Origin of the sequence: Acinetobacter legionensis (assembly GCF_048551735.1) — a bacterium.
In the GTDB taxonomy this organism is placed as follows: domain Bacteria; phylum Pseudomonadota; class Gammaproteobacteria; order Pseudomonadales; family Moraxellaceae; genus Acinetobacter.
In genome coordinates this window covers 15,628-32,978 of the sequence record NZ_JBIMBV010000006.1, presented here as the reverse complement: position 1 = coordinate 32,978, position 17,351 = coordinate 15,628, and the positions used below count along the sequence as shown (strand labels likewise).

At 37.3% G+C, this 17,351-nt stretch carries 16 protein-coding genes; 9 read left to right on the top strand and 7 right to left on the bottom strand.

Translation table 11 applies throughout. The annotated features are described in order from the left end of the window. Window positions 1-352: 352 nt before the first annotated feature. From ACG9ZL_RS06825 to ACG9ZL_RS06790, 8 genes are all read left to right on the top strand, one after another. Entirely contained in the window at window positions 353-1,984 is a 1,632-nt protein-coding gene (locus ACG9ZL_RS06825; RefSeq protein ID WP_419359525.1) for a TROVE domain-containing protein, read from the top strand. Between the two features lie 1,167 nt (window positions 1,985-3,151). Beyond that, complete coding sequence (locus ACG9ZL_RS06820; protein ID WP_224963817.1) at window positions 3,152-3,433, top strand: hypothetical protein; 282 nt, start codon at window positions 3,152-3,154, stop codon at window positions 3,431-3,433. 723 nt (window positions 3,434-4,156) lie between these two features. Beyond that, window positions 4,157-5,422, top strand: a complete 1,266-nt coding sequence (locus ACG9ZL_RS06815) for an RtcB family protein (RefSeq protein WP_419359657.1) — start codon at window positions 4,157-4,159, stop codon at window positions 5,420-5,422. Between the two features lie 433 nt (window positions 5,423-5,855). Beyond that, window positions 5,856-6,260: a DUF7684 family protein gene (locus tag ACG9ZL_RS06810; protein WP_419359523.1), complete on the top strand. Its 405-nt coding sequence runs from the start codon at window positions 5,856-5,858 to the stop codon at window positions 6,258-6,260. A 26-nt stretch (window positions 6,261-6,286) separates the two neighbouring features. Next, window positions 6,287-6,748 carry a DIP1984 family protein gene (locus tag ACG9ZL_RS06805; protein WP_336954417.1) on the top strand — a complete coding sequence of 154 codons (462 nt, stop codon included), beginning with the start codon at window positions 6,287-6,289 and terminating at the stop codon, window positions 6,746-6,748. A 556-nt stretch (window positions 6,749-7,304) separates the two neighbouring features. Continuing rightward, entirely contained in the window at window positions 7,305-7,415 is a 111-nt protein-coding gene (locus ACG9ZL_RS06800) for a CPCC family cysteine-rich protein (RefSeq protein WP_419359655.1), read from the top strand. A gap of 73 nt (window positions 7,416-7,488) precedes the next feature. Then, window positions 7,489-8,520, top strand: coding sequence for an RNA 3'-terminal phosphate cyclase (rtcA, locus tag ACG9ZL_RS06795; RefSeq protein WP_419359521.1), 1,032 nt, complete (start codon window positions 7,489-7,491; stop codon window positions 8,518-8,520). A gap of 186 nt (window positions 8,521-8,706) precedes the next feature. Next, on the top strand, window positions 8,707-9,150 hold the full coding sequence (locus tag ACG9ZL_RS06790) for a DUF2147 domain-containing protein (protein WP_105713769.1): 444 nt from the start codon (window positions 8,707-8,709) through the stop codon (window positions 9,148-9,150). A gap of 88 nt (window positions 9,151-9,238) precedes the next feature. On the opposite strand, the gene ACG9ZL_RS06785 is transcribed toward ACG9ZL_RS06790, so the two are convergent. The 5 genes from ACG9ZL_RS06785 to pheA form a co-directional block, all read right to left on the bottom strand. After that, a complete protein-coding gene (locus ACG9ZL_RS06785; RefSeq protein ID WP_419359519.1) occupies window positions 9,239-9,475 on the bottom strand; it encodes a T6SS immunity protein Tdi1 domain-containing protein in 237 nt (78 codons plus the stop codon). After that, window positions 9,412-9,822 carry a GAD-like domain-containing protein gene (locus tag ACG9ZL_RS06780; protein WP_419359517.1) on the bottom strand — a complete coding sequence of 137 codons (411 nt, stop codon included), beginning with the start codon at window positions 9,820-9,822 and terminating at the stop codon, window positions 9,412-9,414. The genes ACG9ZL_RS06785 and ACG9ZL_RS06780 overlap by 64 nt, the downstream gene beginning before the upstream one ends. A gap of 20 nt (window positions 9,823-9,842) precedes the next feature. Continuing rightward, complete coding sequence (locus ACG9ZL_RS06775; protein ID WP_004719243.1) at window positions 9,843-10,223, bottom strand: hypothetical protein; 381 nt, start codon at window positions 10,221-10,223, stop codon at window positions 9,843-9,845. Window positions 10,224-10,341: 118 nt separating this feature from the next. Then, window positions 10,342-12,588, bottom strand: coding sequence for a bifunctional prephenate dehydrogenase/3-phosphoshikimate 1-carboxyvinyltransferase (locus tag ACG9ZL_RS06770; protein WP_336954411.1), 2,247 nt, complete (start codon window positions 12,586-12,588; stop codon window positions 10,342-10,344). 32 nt (window positions 12,589-12,620) lie between these two features. Then, window positions 12,621-13,727, bottom strand: a complete 1,107-nt coding sequence (gene pheA / locus ACG9ZL_RS06765; RefSeq protein ID WP_004719240.1) for a prephenate dehydratase — start codon at window positions 13,725-13,727, stop codon at window positions 12,621-12,623. A gap of 251 nt (window positions 13,728-13,978) precedes the next feature. Between pheA and ACG9ZL_RS06760 the strand changes: the two genes are divergently transcribed. Further along, window positions 13,979-14,497: a DJ-1/PfpI/YhbO family deglycase/protease gene (locus ACG9ZL_RS06760; protein WP_336954410.1), complete on the top strand. Its 519-nt coding sequence runs from the start codon at window positions 13,979-13,981 to the stop codon at window positions 14,495-14,497. 85 nt (window positions 14,498-14,582) lie between these two features. Here ACG9ZL_RS06760 and ACG9ZL_RS06755 read toward each other — a convergent pair whose 3' ends face one another. Both ACG9ZL_RS06755 and sohB read right to left on the bottom strand, forming a co-directional pair. Next, window positions 14,583-15,725, bottom strand: coding sequence for an acyl-CoA dehydrogenase family protein (locus ACG9ZL_RS06755; protein ID WP_224963824.1), 1,143 nt, complete (start codon window positions 15,723-15,725; stop codon window positions 14,583-14,585). A 194-nt stretch (window positions 15,726-15,919) separates the two neighbouring features. Further along, on the bottom strand, window positions 15,920-16,891 hold the full coding sequence (sohB, locus tag ACG9ZL_RS06750) for a protease SohB (RefSeq protein ID WP_336954479.1): 972 nt from the start codon (window positions 16,889-16,891) through the stop codon (window positions 15,920-15,922). Window positions 16,892-17,351: the final 460 nt, after the last annotated feature.

The window sequence follows — 17,351 nt, the reverse complement described above, 5'->3', positions numbered from 1 at the left end:
TTAATTAAAAATATGAATTAAAAAAAACATCTTTTTGTGCCTGAGTTTTTAATAGGTTGACTATATCCCAACTAACTTTGCTTTTAGCTGGAGTTAGTGTCCTTTTTTATTTGCACAACATTAGGATCATTGATTTTTTACTTTAAAAATAGAAATAAAGATAAAAATCTATAAATAAAGATATTTTATTTTATACCTTTTAAATTTTAAAACAAATAACCACTGAAATTTTAAATTTTTTAAACTCATAAAATCAGTCACTTAAAAATAAAATTTCATTCCAAAACAAAACTTGGCACACTCTCTGCAATATCTATCTCAAGAAATTAAAAAATCACTTGAGGATGCTGTCATGGCGAACAAGACAATTTTTGCCTCTAAACAACAGGCAAAACCAAAAACCATTGAATACAACGAAGCTGGTGGTCGCGCATATAAATTAAAATCTCGTGCCGCATTAGCGCAGCTTGCTGCAACAGGTACACTGAATCAGACCTTTTATCAAAATGCACAAGTGCAACTTGATAATATTCTAAACCTAGCGCTTGAAGTAGAGTCTGAATTTGTGGCTAAAACTGCAATTTATGCACGTCAAAAGGCACATATGAAAGATACACCTGTAGTGTTATTGGCTTTACTTTCTGAACTTGATGCAGAATTATTTAAGCAAGTTTTTCCTTTGATTATTGATAATGGAAAACAGTTGAGAAATTTTGTTCAAATCATGCGCTCTGGAATGATTGGTCGTAAGTCATTAGGTTCATTACCGAAACGTATGGTCAATGAATGGATTCTTTCAGCATCGGATCAACAATTGATTGCGGCCAATATTGGAAACAGCCCTTCACTTGCCGATGTGTTAAAAATGACTCATCCAAAACCAAAGACAGTTCAACACGATGCTTTTTTTGCCTATGTCCTAGGAAAAGAATACCAACTTGTCCAACTACCGACTCAAGTGCAAGCATTGGAAGAGTTTCGATTGGGAACAGCAACACAAGTACCTAAAGTACCGATGCAGCTTCTAACCAATTTAAATTTGAATGCGAAACAATGGGCCGAAATTGCAAAAAATGGTTCTTGGCAAATGCTACGTATGAACTTAAATACCTTCTTACGCCATGATGTTTTTAAAATCAAAGGAATGACAAAAATCATTGCCGATAAATTGATGGATGAGCAAGCCATAGCCAAAAGTCGAGTATTTCCATATCAATTGATGATGGCTTGGTCAGCACTTGCAGAGGATATGCCACATGAAATTGCCAATGCGCTAAAGTTTGCTATGCAGCGTGCCATCGCCAATGTACCGAAACTTGAAGGAAATGTGGTGATTGCGATTGATGTTTCCGGTTCGATGTCAAGTTCTGTGACAGGTTATCGTCAGGGTGCAACCTCTCAGTTACGTTGCGTAGATGCTGCTGCATTATTTGCTAGTGCATTTAAATATGTAAATCCAAATATTCGTTTGATGCCGTTTGATACTGAAGTTCGTCAATTATCCAATTTCAGCAAAGTACAGGAATATTTAAAACGAAAATATTTTGGAAAACAGCAAAATTCAGAAATTGATATTTTTGCTTTGGCTAAAAAGTTTGCCAGCATGTGTGGTGGAGGAACTGATTGCTCTAAGCCTTTGGAACTGTTAGTGAAAGAAAATGCCAAAGTTGATATGGTAATTTTCTTCTCTGATAATGAATCATGGGCAGATCAAGTTCCAAGATCACACCGAAAAACTGGGATGATGCATTATTGGAAACAGCTAAAACAGCATAACCCAGATGCAAAACTGGTGTGTGTTGATCTGCAACCCTATACAACTACGCAAATGCCTGAACATAGCGATGTGATGAATGTCGGTGGGTTTTCCGATACGGTATTTCAACTGATTGAAAGTTTTGCCAAAAATGAAATGCATGCAGATCATTGGGTAAACGAAATTGAAAAAATAGATATTACACAAACTCAGCTTTATGCAAGTTGAATGTATAAACAAATTTGATCGAGTCTCTTCAAGTGTTTACATTTAACAATGTTCACACTTGATAAGACTGGGTTAGATAAAAAGCACAAATGCCATAGGAACTACATTTCAAGATTATGCTGTTTCTATATTTAATTGTTGTGCTAAGTAAGAAATTGCCAAATGCAGATAGAACTACATTACTTTGAATAATTGATGTTTTATCGACACCTTTGTTGGCAAAATACATCGCATAAAATGCGTTAAGGACTACATCTTTAATGCGTAGGTCGGTGGTTCAAATCCACCCTTTTCACGCTTTTGCAAGTTTGAAAAGTAGCTCAGTTGGATAGAGCAACGAAACGTCTTTAACATTTTGTTTATGCAAAGCAGTAAAAGAATCAAATGCTTCAAGGACTACATCTTAAAATTGACGTCATCGGTGGTTCGAATCCACCCCATCATTTCGATGATGGTCGCCAAGCGGTAAGGCACGAACGTCTTTGAAAAACTTGTTGATTCACTTGTAGGGCAGTATATGAAAATATACTGGGGTCATCAGTCCATCAAATACTCATAGGACTACATTAGAATTCACAGATCAGAGGTTAGATTCCTCTGCTGTATATACATACAGTCGCTTAAAGCAAAAGCGGTGAATTGTTTGTCTTATAATCAAATTTGTTGATGGGCTTTGACCTATGTTTAAACGATCAAATGCCTGTTGGATTACATCACGATCTCACGCACAGTATTTCGGGTACTGCACATATCCAACACCAACTTTTTTGATCTTGTATAAGCAATAATGAAAGTAGATCAAATGCTTTGAGGACTACATTACGCGTTTGTCGGCGCTTCGATACCACCCTGTATAACAAGATACAGTAGCTCAGTTGGTAGAGCCACGACTGTCTTCAGCCTTTTGTTGATGTACTCTCATTATAATAAATAGATTTACACGATAAGCAGTCACGAATATAAATTGGATTACATGGTAACGCCTTAGTGCAGGGTTTAAACCCTCCTATCGTGTTCACTCACAATATCCAATCTTAACGTTTGTGGCTGCTTTTCTTTTTAAACTTATCATGTTTAAAAGCGATGCTTGTGAATCAACAAAAAATTTGCTAGCTTGGAGTCTCAACTTAAAACCAAAGACAGGTGTCAGTCTGTAAAACGCAAATCATGTCTATACAAGTTATTGTTGACGATAACAATCTTGATCTTGCTTTAGAGAAACTAAGAGTCAAAAAGTACTATTTAGAAACTAACCACTGGTATAAGAAATGCCAGAACTATCATGAAAAACCGCCAAGTAAAAGTCGTAAAAAAAGCGAACTGAAACTTTTACATGGGCATAGTCAAATCCTAGAAGATGATCCTCTCGCACTGAGGTTAAAAATCCATATCGAAGAACATTATCAACCAACTGATGATAATACGATATGGGATATGAACAAAAATTAAGATTCACAAATTTCATCAAATCTAGTTTGGGAGAAGAAATTCTCCCAAACTAGATTTCATACTATAATCTGTAACATGATAAATATCCTGAATAATAACAATGCGTACTTGGTTTGCTTTCCTCTTATTTCCTTTAGTAATTTTTATATTCTTATTTTTCTTCTACGTCATTTTTTTGCTTTCACTCACTTTGGGTTGCGGTTTCCAGCAAGAAGATATCCCAACCTGCTCAAAAATTTATTATTTTTCAATTATATCAACATTCCCAATAGCTATTTGGCTCGGCTATTTTACAACTAAATTTGCACCACATTGCGGAAGATATTTCCTTAGTAGTATTTATAGCCTAATATTTTCAATCACTTTATTTGCCTATTTACAAGGCTCTAAAGTAAGCCTCATCTTTTCAATTGGTTTTAGCCTCCTTTTCTTATTATGTTTAGGCATTGGTTGTTTTATATTTTATTTAAAATATAAAAATAGATAAATTACTATCTAAAATAATATTTAAATTTGCATATTTTTTTTAAAACGTACATTCAAAATAAAATGCAAATCTATCTATTTATTAAAAATCAATATCTTATAAAATAAAAATCAATTAAAAGACAAAGTTGGCACACTCTCTGCAATATACAAAGCATACATCATGAGATGTATATAAATATCACCTGCCTGCAACCGCTTGGCAGGCAGGTTTTGAAAAGGATCAAAGCAATGACAATGTTAGTCGCAGAACAAATCGAAAAACAAACTTCCTTACCGCAGGAACATACTTATAACGTAATTCAGGATGCTAAAGGTGTTCCTATAAAAATGTGGACCAAAGGTGTCCCTGTCGATGAGAAATCGAAAGACCAATTATTAAAAACAGCGCAAATGCCTTTTATTTATAAATGGATGGCAGTAATGCCAGATGTACATGTAGGAATCGGAGCAACGATTGGAAGTGTAATTCCAACCAAAGGCGCAATCATCCCTGCTGCGGTCGGTGTAGATATTGGCTGTGGAATGATGGCTGCACGTACTTCGCTAAGCGCATCAGATTTACCAGATAACTTATACGCACTGCGTACCGAACTTGAACGTTTAATTCCGCATGGTATGACCAAAGGTCGTGGTCGTCGTGACCAAGGTTCATGGGATACACCTACTGCACGTGTTGATCAGGCTTGGGCTGAGTTGGTGACTGATTTTGAATATATCTGTGCCAAGCATCCCCGTTTGAAAAATACCAACAACCATAAACAGTTGGGTACTTTGGGAACAGGAAACCATTTTGTTGAAGTCTGTTTAGATGAGCATCAACAAGTATGGATTATGTTGCACTCAGGTTCTCGTGGTGTAGGAAATGCGATTGGTAATCACTTTATTGAGCTTGCACGTAAAGATATGCAAAAGCACTTTATTAATCTGCCTGATAAAGATTTAGCTTATTTAGTGGAAGGGACTGAACACTTTGATGATTATTGGTTTGCAGTGGGTTGGGCACAACGATTTGCCATGAAAAACCGTGAGTTAATGATGGAAGCTGCGGTTCAAGCTTTACGAATCATCATCAACAAACCATTTAATGCCAAAGTTGAAGCCGTTAATTGCCACCATAATTATGTGGATAAAGAAGAACACTTTGGTCAGGAAGTACTGGTAACACGTAAAGGTGCTGTACGTGCCCGTTTGGGTGAGTATGGAATTATTCCGGGTTCAATGGGTGCCAAGTCTTTTATTGTCAAAGGTAAGGGAAATCAGGAGTCTTTCTGTTCATGTTCGCATGGGGCTGGTCGTGTACATAGCCGTACTGCGGCAAAAAAGTTGTTTACTGTGGAAGATCAGATTGAACAAACCAAAGGTGTAGAATGCCGTAAAGATGCAGCCGTGATTGATGAGATTCCATCTGCGTATAAGCCAATTGAAGATGTGATGAAAGCACAAAGTGATTTGGTGGAAGTGGTTTATACCTTAAGTCAGGTTGTTTGTGTAAAGGGATAATATAGTGATAACCAACATCTCCAATCCGAGCATAACTGAAATTCGAGCATGGGCATTTTCGGATACATATCTGCCTACGACTGAATGGGATTTATACTTGGTCTGGAAAGATGAATTATTACTTTTTCTGGAACTCGCAGTAGACCACAAATGCAATAAGCAGAATTATTTTAAGTATCTGCTTTACTATATGGTTGCTTATCAATTTAAAAGATTAAGTGATCCCTTTAAAAAAACTTTGGTTTTACAACGGTATTTGAGTGAGTCCAAACAGATAAAGCATGGAGATATTTGTATCTGGAGAAATGAGATTATAGCCTTACAACGAAATATTCACTCTTTTTCATATGATGTATGTATTGAAAAAGGACTTATATATCATAAAGCTTTTTGTCTTTCACAAATTCCTCCTAATTGAATGTGAGTAATGCCAATGGATCGCTCTAAACAAATCAAGATCAGTCATTACGATCTTTTGGCTAATCAAGCAATCCATCTTGAATTACCACAAGAGCCATACATTGTTGTGCTAGCAATACATAACAACAATGTAACTAATGATTGGCGCAATCAATGCAGTGATTGGATTGTAAAATCTAAACAATGCTATTGGGCTTTAGCTTGGGGCCATGAATGTTCAATTTGGGATGATGCATTGGATTATTCTTATTTAGAATTTTGTAATTATGATCTACCTAAAGACGATGATTATAATTTCATGACCACTTGGCATGAAAATCAAACTTTAGAAGATGTTATCAAATTTGCCGGATCAATCCCAATTGATACTTTACCCCAGCAAACTTTATATGAAATCGTTGTGTTAAATATTTATTGACTATTAAAAGCGATAAGGAAAATAAAATGAAACTTGCAGAAGCACTTTTATTACGAAGCGATCAACAAAAGAAACTCGCTTCATTAAAACAACGTATCAATGCAAACGTATTGGTACAAGACGGTGATGAGCCATCCGAGGATCCAAATGAGTTATTAAAGCAAGTATTTGCATTAACTCAAGAATCCCAAAAACTTGTTTATGCCATTCATCAAACCAATGCTTTGGCAAAATTAACAGATGGTCGTTCATTATTGGCTTTACTTACTCAACGTGATGAGCTTGTAGAGCGTCATAAAATTTTAACGTCTGCTATCAGCAATACACAACGTGAGCCTGATCGCTATAGTACACGTGAAATCAAATGGCATAAGGTCATTCGAGTATCATCATTGCAAAAACAATCCGATGATATCAGTGCCAAATTACGCGACTTGAATGTATTGATACAAGCCACCAATTGGCAAGTTGATTTACTTGACGTTTAAAGCCATCATTTAAAAGCTTTGATAGGGCTTTACCCTATCAGATCTCGAAATATATTGGGCGAGTACAAGATCTAAGGCTGTATAGATTGAAATAAAAGTCAGCATCATTTTTGGGTAATGACAGCGAAGCGGATTTAGAGCGGAAACACACCAATCAAATCCATCACCTATCATCACTTAAACCTTTGTGAATCAGAGTGACTATTCACACAGCATTACCACGTACTGACAATATATTTCACCTTTTCTCAAGTGATTCGTCATTTGAGAAAACCCGAACATACTGGGCGAGTGCAAGATCCCCTACCTCCACAACACAGGATTGAAAATAAGGTGTAGTGGCTTGATGAGCGAGCGGGTTAGCTTAAAACTTTAAGCACAAATCAACCCATCACTACGTACAAGGCCAACCTTTGTGAAAACAAAGTTACAATGCACCGAGCATCACCATGCACTGACAGTATGTTCACCCCTTTTAGGAATTTTAATGAATTACCCTTGTTCTTGTTGTCATCATTACACTAAAGATTAGCCTCTAGGTAATTTTGACTTTGAGATTTGTCCAATTTGTTTTTGGGAAGATAATCCTGTACAAAATATTCATCCGAATTCAAAAAGTGGCGTAAATGCAATCTCATTAGTAGAAGCACAAGATAATTATCAATAGGGTTTAAGTGAATTACGATTTTTAAAACATGTTCGAAAACCGAATGATTTAGAAAAAAATGATGAAGAACAAAATGAACACATTAGTAAAAAATAAAACCATCCAAATTGATGGCTCACAAGGCGAAGGTGGAGGGCAAATTTTAAGAACTGCCCTTTCATTGTCTATGTTAACGGGTATTCCATTTGAGCTTGTGAATATTCGTACAGGGCGCAAAAAGCCGGGCTTAATGCGACAGCATTTAGTCTGTGTACAAGCATCACAACGCATCAGTAATGCCATTGTGGAAGGTGCTGAACTACATTCACAAAAATTATATTTTCAGCCCCAACAAGTTCAGGCGGGTAAATATGATTTTCATATTGGTTCAGCGGGTAGCACAGTATTGGTTTTACAAACACTACTGCCTGCACTGATGATGCAAAATGAAATCAGTCACATCAGTATCCACGGCGGAACACATAATCCAATGGCACCGACTGCAGATTTCATAGAGTCTTGTTTTCTACCTGCTCTTCATAAACTTGGAATAAAGGTTGATTTTGAATGTGAACGTGCTGGTTTCTTTCCAATTGGTGCGGGTCAAATCAATATTACTACTTATCCTTGGATAGATAAGCTTGAATATTCAGTATTAGATAAAGGCAAATTACTGGAAATACGTGGCTATGCCGCTGCCTTAAATATTCAACAGAATATTGCGGATCGTGAACTGGAAGTATTGCATAATAAATTGAGTTTAAGCCAACGTAATAGACTAAACTTTCAAGGGATTAGCCAAGGGAATACAGCTTTTGTGGTGTTAGATTACCAACACCATCAACAAGTATTTTCTGCGTTAGGTGAAATGAAGAAAAGTGCAGAAAAAGTAGCGCATGATTTAGCCAAAGAAGTTAAATCCTTTTTAGCTTGTGATGCTGTGGCTGACGAATATCTAGCAGACCAACTTTTATTGCCTTTAGCTTTAGGTAAAGGCGGTGCGTTTACTGCTCAAGTTGTCAGTGAACACACCACAACACAAGCTGAAATGATTCAAAAATTCTTAGATTGTGAAATTCACTTTGAAGCAATCAATGATATTTTTAAGGTGAGTGTCATCACATAAGCTTCAGCTATGCTAAATCCAGTTTACAAGCTCATCAATTGCTTATCTTTATGTGCCAATTCATTTTAAATTTCATACTTATTGGCACATTATGTAAATAAATGACCCAACTATTCATTATATAATCAACGCCTTAAATAAGTATGATTTTTAAAGTAGAAAATACCCACTTAAGGAATAAGGGAAATGATGAGAGTTTTATTGGGGACAGCATGTATCGCATTTTTAACATCGACAGCTTTTGCAGAAGATATCGTGGGAACTTGGCGTTATATCGATGACAAAACTGGTGAAGCAAAGGGACTGGTTAAAATTGAAAAACAAAGTAACGGTACCTATGCGGGTACAGCATTAAAAGCAACACCACGCCCAGGCTACACCCCAAAAGAATTTTGCACCAATTGCCCTGCACCTTATACCAACAAGCCAATTATTGGCTTACAGGTAATCTCTGGGCTAAAGACAGATGATCATGTGAGTTATACTGATGGGAAAATTATTGACCCAGTTTCAGGTAAAATCTATCGATTAAAAGGTAAAGTCAGCCCAAATGGCAAGAAACTATTTCTTCGTGGATATTTAGGTATTTCAGCGGTAGGTCGTAGCCAAACATGGTTACGTGTCGAGTAATAGCATAATTTAATTCATAATAGACATGACAGTTTTATCTCAATCAAACTGTCATTTCTAAACATCTATTTTTTAAATGATTTTTAAATCAGTTATTCACAGCAAGTTGATATAAAAAAGCTAAATGTGTGGCTGCATCACCTTTATCTAAATTGAGATCACTGGCACGCCCACCCAATCTCAGTGCAGGAAGATAACAATACATTTGATTATCAACTAATTTACCATATTGAGTTTGTGCCTTTGCTAAGGCTGATTTTTCTAAAAATTGCTCAATGATCTCATCATCACAAATCCAGTCATTAAAAAATCTGTTAATGACCAAGCTGTTACCCCAATTTCCGAGTTGTGTGGATCAATAAAGGATATATCTTCATCGCCATCTTCGCTTAATAAGCGATAATAAAACACCAAACCAAATGCTGAAATAGCAATGGGTAACCGAGTCATATCAGGTTGATCTTTCATTAACCATGACCAAAGCACATCTTGATAAAGCTCAGGGTTAATGATCTGTAACAAACCGTTACCATAGAAGCCAAAACCATGATTTTGCCAAAGCTCTAAGAGCGCTTCAGGTAAATACGCTTGATATTTTTTTACAGTTTCAGGGCTTACTGTGTTTCCCGCCTGATCTACTGAAAATTTATCGATAAATGCTTGTAATTGCATAGCTATCCCCTAGGCTCTGCTTATACTTTCCATTCAAATCCACTAAACGCATCATCTTCTTTTAACGTATTTTCTACAGCATTTGCCAATTGTTTAATCATACTCTGGGTTGCTATCTTCTTAAACCACGCTTGTTCTTCATCAGCATGGGCTGAAATTTCACAAGTTAATAATCCTTGATCATTTAAATGACAATTAACCCCCAAACCAATTGGATGATTTTCTACGCTGACAGCAAGGTCTTCATCGGAGTGTGTTGTTTCCGCTTTAAAGCCATATTGAGACAATTGTTTTAACAACAAAGTCGTCACGTATTCCTGAGTGACATAACATACATTTTCACCATGATTGTGACTGTTACTATGATTCTCACAGTTTGCTGTAAATTGTAATGTTCTCATTGCTTCATCCAAAAGGCTTTATAGTTGTATGGTTTTAGAATAAGCAATATAAACAAAACAGCCAAGCATTTGCTTGGCTGTTTTTAATTAATTATACAAATATTAGACAAGGACTGATTTATTCCGTGACTTCAATCTGAAGCCCCGCCTGATTGGTGAGTTCAGTAAATGTGGGGAAACTTGTTGCTACTGTTTCAGTGCCAATAATCTTAATCTCGCCAGAGTTACGTAAACCCGCCATCGAAAAACTCATTGCAATACGATGGTCATGGTGCGATTCAATTTCACCGCCAGAGAAAATAGCAGACCAGTCGCCCGATTTACCTTTTCCTTCAATGATGATGCCATCATCAGTTGGCGTACAATCAATCCCCATGGTTTTTAAACCATCTGCCATCACTTGGATACGATCAGACTCTTTAACCCGTAATTCGGCAGCACCTGTTAACACCGTTTTCCCTTCAGCACATGCAGCAGCAATAAACAAAGATGGAAACTCATCAATTGCCAACGGTACTTGATCTTCAGGCATATGAATGCCTTTCAGTGTACGGGTACCACGGATACGTATATCAGCAATCGGCTCACCGCCTGCAATTCGTTCATTTTCAACAGTTAAGTCTGCACCCATTTGCTTAAGGATTTCGATTACACCTGTACGAGTTGGATTAATCCCAACAGCTTCAAGGGTAATATCTGAACCTTCAGTAATGGCAGCACCCACCATAAAAAATGCAGCAGAAGAAATATCAGAAGGCACTTGAATCTCTGTCCCAACCAACTTGCCACCACCTTGGAGTGAAATACGGTTACCTTCCGTTTTCACAGCATAACCAAAAGCACGTAACATACGCTCAGTATGGTCACGGGTTGGTTCAGGTTCAGTCACAGAGGTTTCTCCCTCTGCCCATAGACCTGCCAATAAAATTCCAGATTTGACTTGCGCAGATGCCATTGGCAAATCGTAATGAATCCCTTTCAGTGCTTGAGCGCCAGTGATAGAAACAGGCGGAGTACCACGTTCACCCGTGGTTTGAATTTGCGCACCCATTTCACGTAAAGGTTTTGCAATACGCTCCATTGGACGCTTAGACAAAGACGCATCACCCGTCATCACAGAGTCAAACTGTTGTGCTGAAAGCATGCCTGAAAGCAAACGCATCGATGTACCAGAATTACCCATATACAGTGCCGTTTTGGGTGCTTTTAAACCATGAATACCCACACCATGTATGATCACTTCACCATTTTTAGGGCCTTCAATACTGACACCCATATCACGAAATGCTTGAAGTGTTGCTAAAGCATCTTCACCTTCTAGGAAACCTGTAACATGGGTTGTACCTTCAGCGATTGCACCAAACATGATGGAACGATGTGACACTGACTTGTCACCCGGCACGGTAAATTTACCTTTAAATGTCTTCTCACCCGGCAAAATGGTAAATTGTTGTGTCACCTTATTTTTCTCCATCAAAGGTTTATTGGCGAGCATATGATTGAAATGCTGTCGTGCCGCTTGTGCATGTCCTAGCAATCCCATCAGGGCTTGTGAATTCTCATCTTCAATCAGTTGACGTAATGTCGCAAGTTGCGTTTCAAAACCATCAACTGCTTTCAATATGGCTGTTTTATTGGCAAAAAATATATCATGCCACATCTGCGGATCACTGGCAGCAATACGTGAGAAGTCACGAAAACCTCCAGCGGCATAACGGAAAATATCTAGGTTATCTTCACGATTTGCAAGCTGTTCGACCAGATTAAATGCCATCAGATGCGGTAAATGACTGGTATGTGCCAACACTTCATCATGTTTGTCCACATCCATACAAATGACTTCAGCTTTTGCAGCCTGCCAAAGCTGAATCAGTTTTTCAACTGCCCAATCAGCACTAGTCGGCAACGGCGTTAGGATCACTTTATGATTTACAAACAAGTCAACTTTACCGGCATGGACACCTGTATGTTCTGCGCCAGCAATTGGATGACCAGGTACAAAACCTACAGGAAGATTTTCACCATAAACAGCATGTGCCGCAGCCACCACATTCCCTTTGGTACTTCCGACATCGGTAATGATGGCATTTTCAGAAACATAAGCTTGAATCGTTTCAAGTACTTTCTGTGTCGCGCGAACGGGTAAAGCCAGAACGATTAAATCTGCATCTTTTACAGCGTCTACAGGATCACTAAAACCCGCAGAAATAATTCCTAAAGCTTTTGCATCTTCCAATGTTTTTTTTGAGCGTGTTGATGCAACAACATTTTCAGCAAGATGTTCCGCTGCAATCACACGGGCTAGACTTGAACCAATCAATCCAAGTCCAATAAAAGCAACTTTTTTAAATAAAGGTTGTGACATAACGATTTTGAACTACCTATTTCACAACGACATCAAAGCACAGCAATCGGATATGAACCCAGTACACGTACTTCTTTAACCAGTGGGCGAATATCTTCAATCGCCGCTTTAACATTGTCCTGTTCCACATGACCTTCAAGATCAATGAAGAATACATAAGCCCATTTTTCAGGTAATGCTGGACGGGTTTCAATACTGGTCAAACTAATGTTGTGTTTTGCAAATGGTGCAAGAATTTCCAATAAAGCCCCTGCACGGTCATGTGCTGAAATCAGTAATGAGGTTTTATCATTGCCACTTTGTGGTACTTTTTCACGACCAATGACCAAGAATCGTGTGGTATTTTCAGGATTATCTTCAATATTGCCGTGGAGAACCTCTAAGTCGTAAATACTTGCAGCCACATCAGATGCAATTGCTGCTGAATGCCATTCATTGCGTATACGGCGAGCAGCCTCTGCATTTGAGCTTAAAGCTACACGTTCTACACCCGGATAATGTGCATCCAACCACTTACGACATTGCGCAAGGGTTTGTTGATGTGCATAAATTTGTTTAATACTGTCTTTACGGGTATTTGAAGAAATCAGGAATTGGTGATGAATACGCAATTCAACTTCACCAATCACATTTAAATGTGATGCTTTAAAACAGTCTAAAGTATGGTTGACTACACCTTCAGATGAGTTTTCAACTGGAACTAAACCATAATGTGCACTGCCCGCTTCAACTTCACGGAACACTTCATCGATCGTTGGTAGTGGACGAACCACAGCATCCTGACCAAAATGTTTTAATACAGCAGAATGGGTATAAGTACCGACTGGACCTAAAAATGCAATACTTTGTGGTGCTTCAAGTGCCAAACATGCAGACATAATTTCACGGAATAAACGTGCCATGGTTTGATCTGACAATGGCCCTTCATTGCGCTCCATAACTTGACGTAAAACCTGTGCTTCACGTTCAGGACGATAAAATAACGGATTCTCTTCTGCTGCAAATTTTGCTTTAGCAACTGATTCAGCCAGTTTTGCACGGCGATTGATAAGTTGTTGGATTTGCTGATCTACAGAGTCAATATCTTCACGGATTTGAGCAAGATCTAGAGAAGTCGTTTTTTGATCATCGTTGATCATTGTTATGTCGCCCTTTAAAGTCGAGAATTACGAGAAGTCTATGTTTTAGACCACTGACAGTATAACAATAGTTCAGTTTAATTTGTTGGGCAATAGTGCATTTTTCAATGTTTCACTTCCAACTTATATATTGAATAAAATGTCATCACTTTATAAATTTTCTGACCACAAAATGAATTACAAAGCAGCTATAGAATTTTAAACATTGCGCTCTATGATAAAAAGCATAAGCGCATTTCGAGTCATAGAATATGAATAAAAAAATCGCTGTTCTCATTACCCATGATTTCGAAGATGCGGAATATCATCATCCCGTTGAAGCTTTTCGAGCTGCAAGCCATTCTGTGCGCAATATTGAAAAGTCTGCGGGGAATATTGTGTATAGCAAACAAAGAAAATCTTCGGTCAGTATAGATTTAGGCATTGATGAAATCTCTGTTCGGGATTTTGATGCGCTGATGATTCCGGGTGGCTATTCCCCTTATCATCTTAAAGAAGATGAACGCTTTATTGATTTTTTACGTAATTTTGCCAATGCGCAAAAACCTATTTTTTTATGTTGTTACAGTAGCCATTTGCTTATCGATGCACAAATTGCCATTGGACGGCGCTTAACCTCAATTGAAGATATCCTCAAAGAACTTAAAGAAGCTGGCGCTGTGGTTTTTGATCGCGAAGTGGTAAACGACAACAATTTATATATTTCTTCACGTTCAACTTTTGAGTTACCTATCTTTATCAATGAATGTTTAAATGTATTAAGTGCTTAATCCCTAAACCTTGATAATAAAAAACCTTCTTTAAATAAAGAAGGTTTTTTATTTGAATACTTTATCGTTGCTATTTATTTATGCATTATCGACCAATGATGCCACGCGCCACGATTTCTTTCATGATTTCATTTGTTCCACCATAAATACGCTGAATACGTGCATCTACAAAGAAACGAGAAATTGGATATTCCGTCATATAGCCATAACCACCAAACAGTTGTAACAAGCTATCGATGATTTTCATCTGCATATCAGTACTAAAACTTTTTAAAGCCGCTGCTGTTTCAACATCCAATTTACTTTGTTTATATAAAGCTAAATTTTGGTTATAGAATGCTGCTGTTGCCAACTCATCAATTTTTGCTTGAGCCAAAACAAAACGCGTATTTTGGAAGCTGCCAATTTTCTGACCAAATGCTTGACGTTCCTGTACATACTGAGTGGTAATATCGATTGCGCCACGAATTGCACCAAGTGCTGTTGCTGCAATTGCAGTACGTTCACGAGGTAACTCTTGCATCAAATAGGCAAAACCTTGACCTGCGCTACCTAACAATTGATTTGCTGGAACTTTAACATTATCAAAGAACAGTTCTGAGGTATCTTGCGAATGCAAACCAATTTTATCGAGGTTGGTGCCCTTTTTAAATCCATCTAGATGTGTATCAACCAATAAAAGTGACACACCTTTTGCACGCGCTTGTGGATCAGTTTTTGCTGCCAATACCACTAAATCTGCATGCTGACCATTTGAAATAAACGTTTTAGAACCATTCAAAATATAATGGTCACCATTTAAAATTGCACTACTACGCATCCCTTGTAAGTCTGAACCCGCGCCCGGTTCCGTCATCCCTATTGCGCCCACCACTTCACCTGACACCATTTTCGGTAACCAGTATTGTTTTTGTTCTTCGTTGGCAATATGCAAAATATAAGGAGCTGCTATTTCTGAATGACATGAAATTGCGGTAGACAAGGCACCATAACCTGCACGTGCAGACTCTTCAACTAACATCAATGAATATTCAGTTGGAACGCCGTAACCACCATACGCTTCAGGCACATCCACACAAAGATAGCCATTTTCACCCAATAATGACCATACTGAACGTGGCATTAAACCTTCTTTTTCCCATTGCTCATAAAATGGAGCAACGTGTTCACTCATAAAACGTTTAAAGTTATCACGAAAAAGTTCTAAATCTGCATCATATGCCAACATGTCTTGTATTCCTTTCAATCTGAGTTTTTGATTTTATGATCCCTAGCATGCTAATCATTTTTTACGGACTTGTCATGACCACATGAGGTCATTTTTTCTGAGCATTTTTGCGAATAAAGAAAAGACTTTTCTATAAAAAAAGAGTAATCAGCTTTCACCAATTACTCTTTAGGTTGTCAATAAACAATTAAAACTTAGAATTTATCGTCTTTAAACATCGGTAAAGAAGAATTTAGCTTGGTGATCTCACTCATCAATTTATTCACGACAGATGGAATTAAGGCATCTGCCATTTGTGCAGCCTGCAAACCTAACTTCTCGCCAAGTGTTGGCTTACGACGTGTTTGAATCACATATACATCATGTTGTGGCAGTAAGCTCAGCAAATATTCATCTGAAGTTTGCAATTTATCCACTAAATTTAAATTACGCGCATCTTCACCATACCAATGTTCACCTGTAGCAACTTTTTCCACATTGAGTTGTGGGCGATATTTTTCAACAAAATGCTTAAATAATTGATGTGTTTGTTGTAACTCTTCTTCAAATTTTGCTTTACCTTCTGGAGTGTTTTCACCAAACATCGTCACAGTACGTTTAAACTGACCAGCAGTATATAGCTCAAAATCAACATGATGCTCTTTCAACAGTCTATTAAAATTGGGCACTTGAGCAACAACACCAATCGAACCAACCACAGCAAAAGGTGCAGAGACGATTTCACTTGCGATACATGCCATCATATAACCGCCACTCGCAGCTACTTTATCCACACAAATCGTCAGATTAAAGCCTGCATCACGTAAACGAACTAATTGTGCAGCTGCAAGACCATAACCATGCACCATACCACCTGGGCTTTCTAAACGTACGATGACACGATCACGCCCTGCTTTTGCTGTCGCAAGAATTAAGGTAATTTCTTCTCGTAAATTCTCAACCGCTGAAGCTTGTACATCTCCTTTAAAATCCAATACATAGATTTTTTGATTATTCTTTTTACGTATACGAGCTTCTTTTACAAACTGTTGAGTCAGTTGAAACAGTTCCAATTTCGATGCAGTAGACTGAGCAATTCTTTTTCTTTGCTCATTAATTCGAGCATTTAAATGACTAATGCGAAGTTCTGCGGGTACTTTAGGTAAATGGAATAACATAGAATTTATAATCTCGAATATTTGAGGAAATGCTTTTCTAATAAGATGCGGACGGATCAGGTAAATTTCAATACACTTTTTGAAAAATTCGACAAAGCTAAACTCACTTAGGCTATATAAAGTATAAAAGTAGGTCTTATTAAGACTTTTGAAAATACAATAACCAAATTTAAGTTATGAATAATATAGCTTTTTTTTATACTTTAAAACGCATTAAAATTCGAGTAAAGATGCACATCGTGAATAAATTAAGATTTTATTAATAGTTTTTACATCTAAGTTAAGCTTTGATGATTTCATTATATTCAGCGACTTTATCTTGAAAATAAGCCAAATGCCACTTAGTAGAACTTTTGCTGGCTTTTCTTATGACAAATTCACATAAAAAAACATAGACATGTTTATATCAAACGAATAATACAAATAAACATATATCACACATTTTTAGAATTTATATTAGCTCATTTAG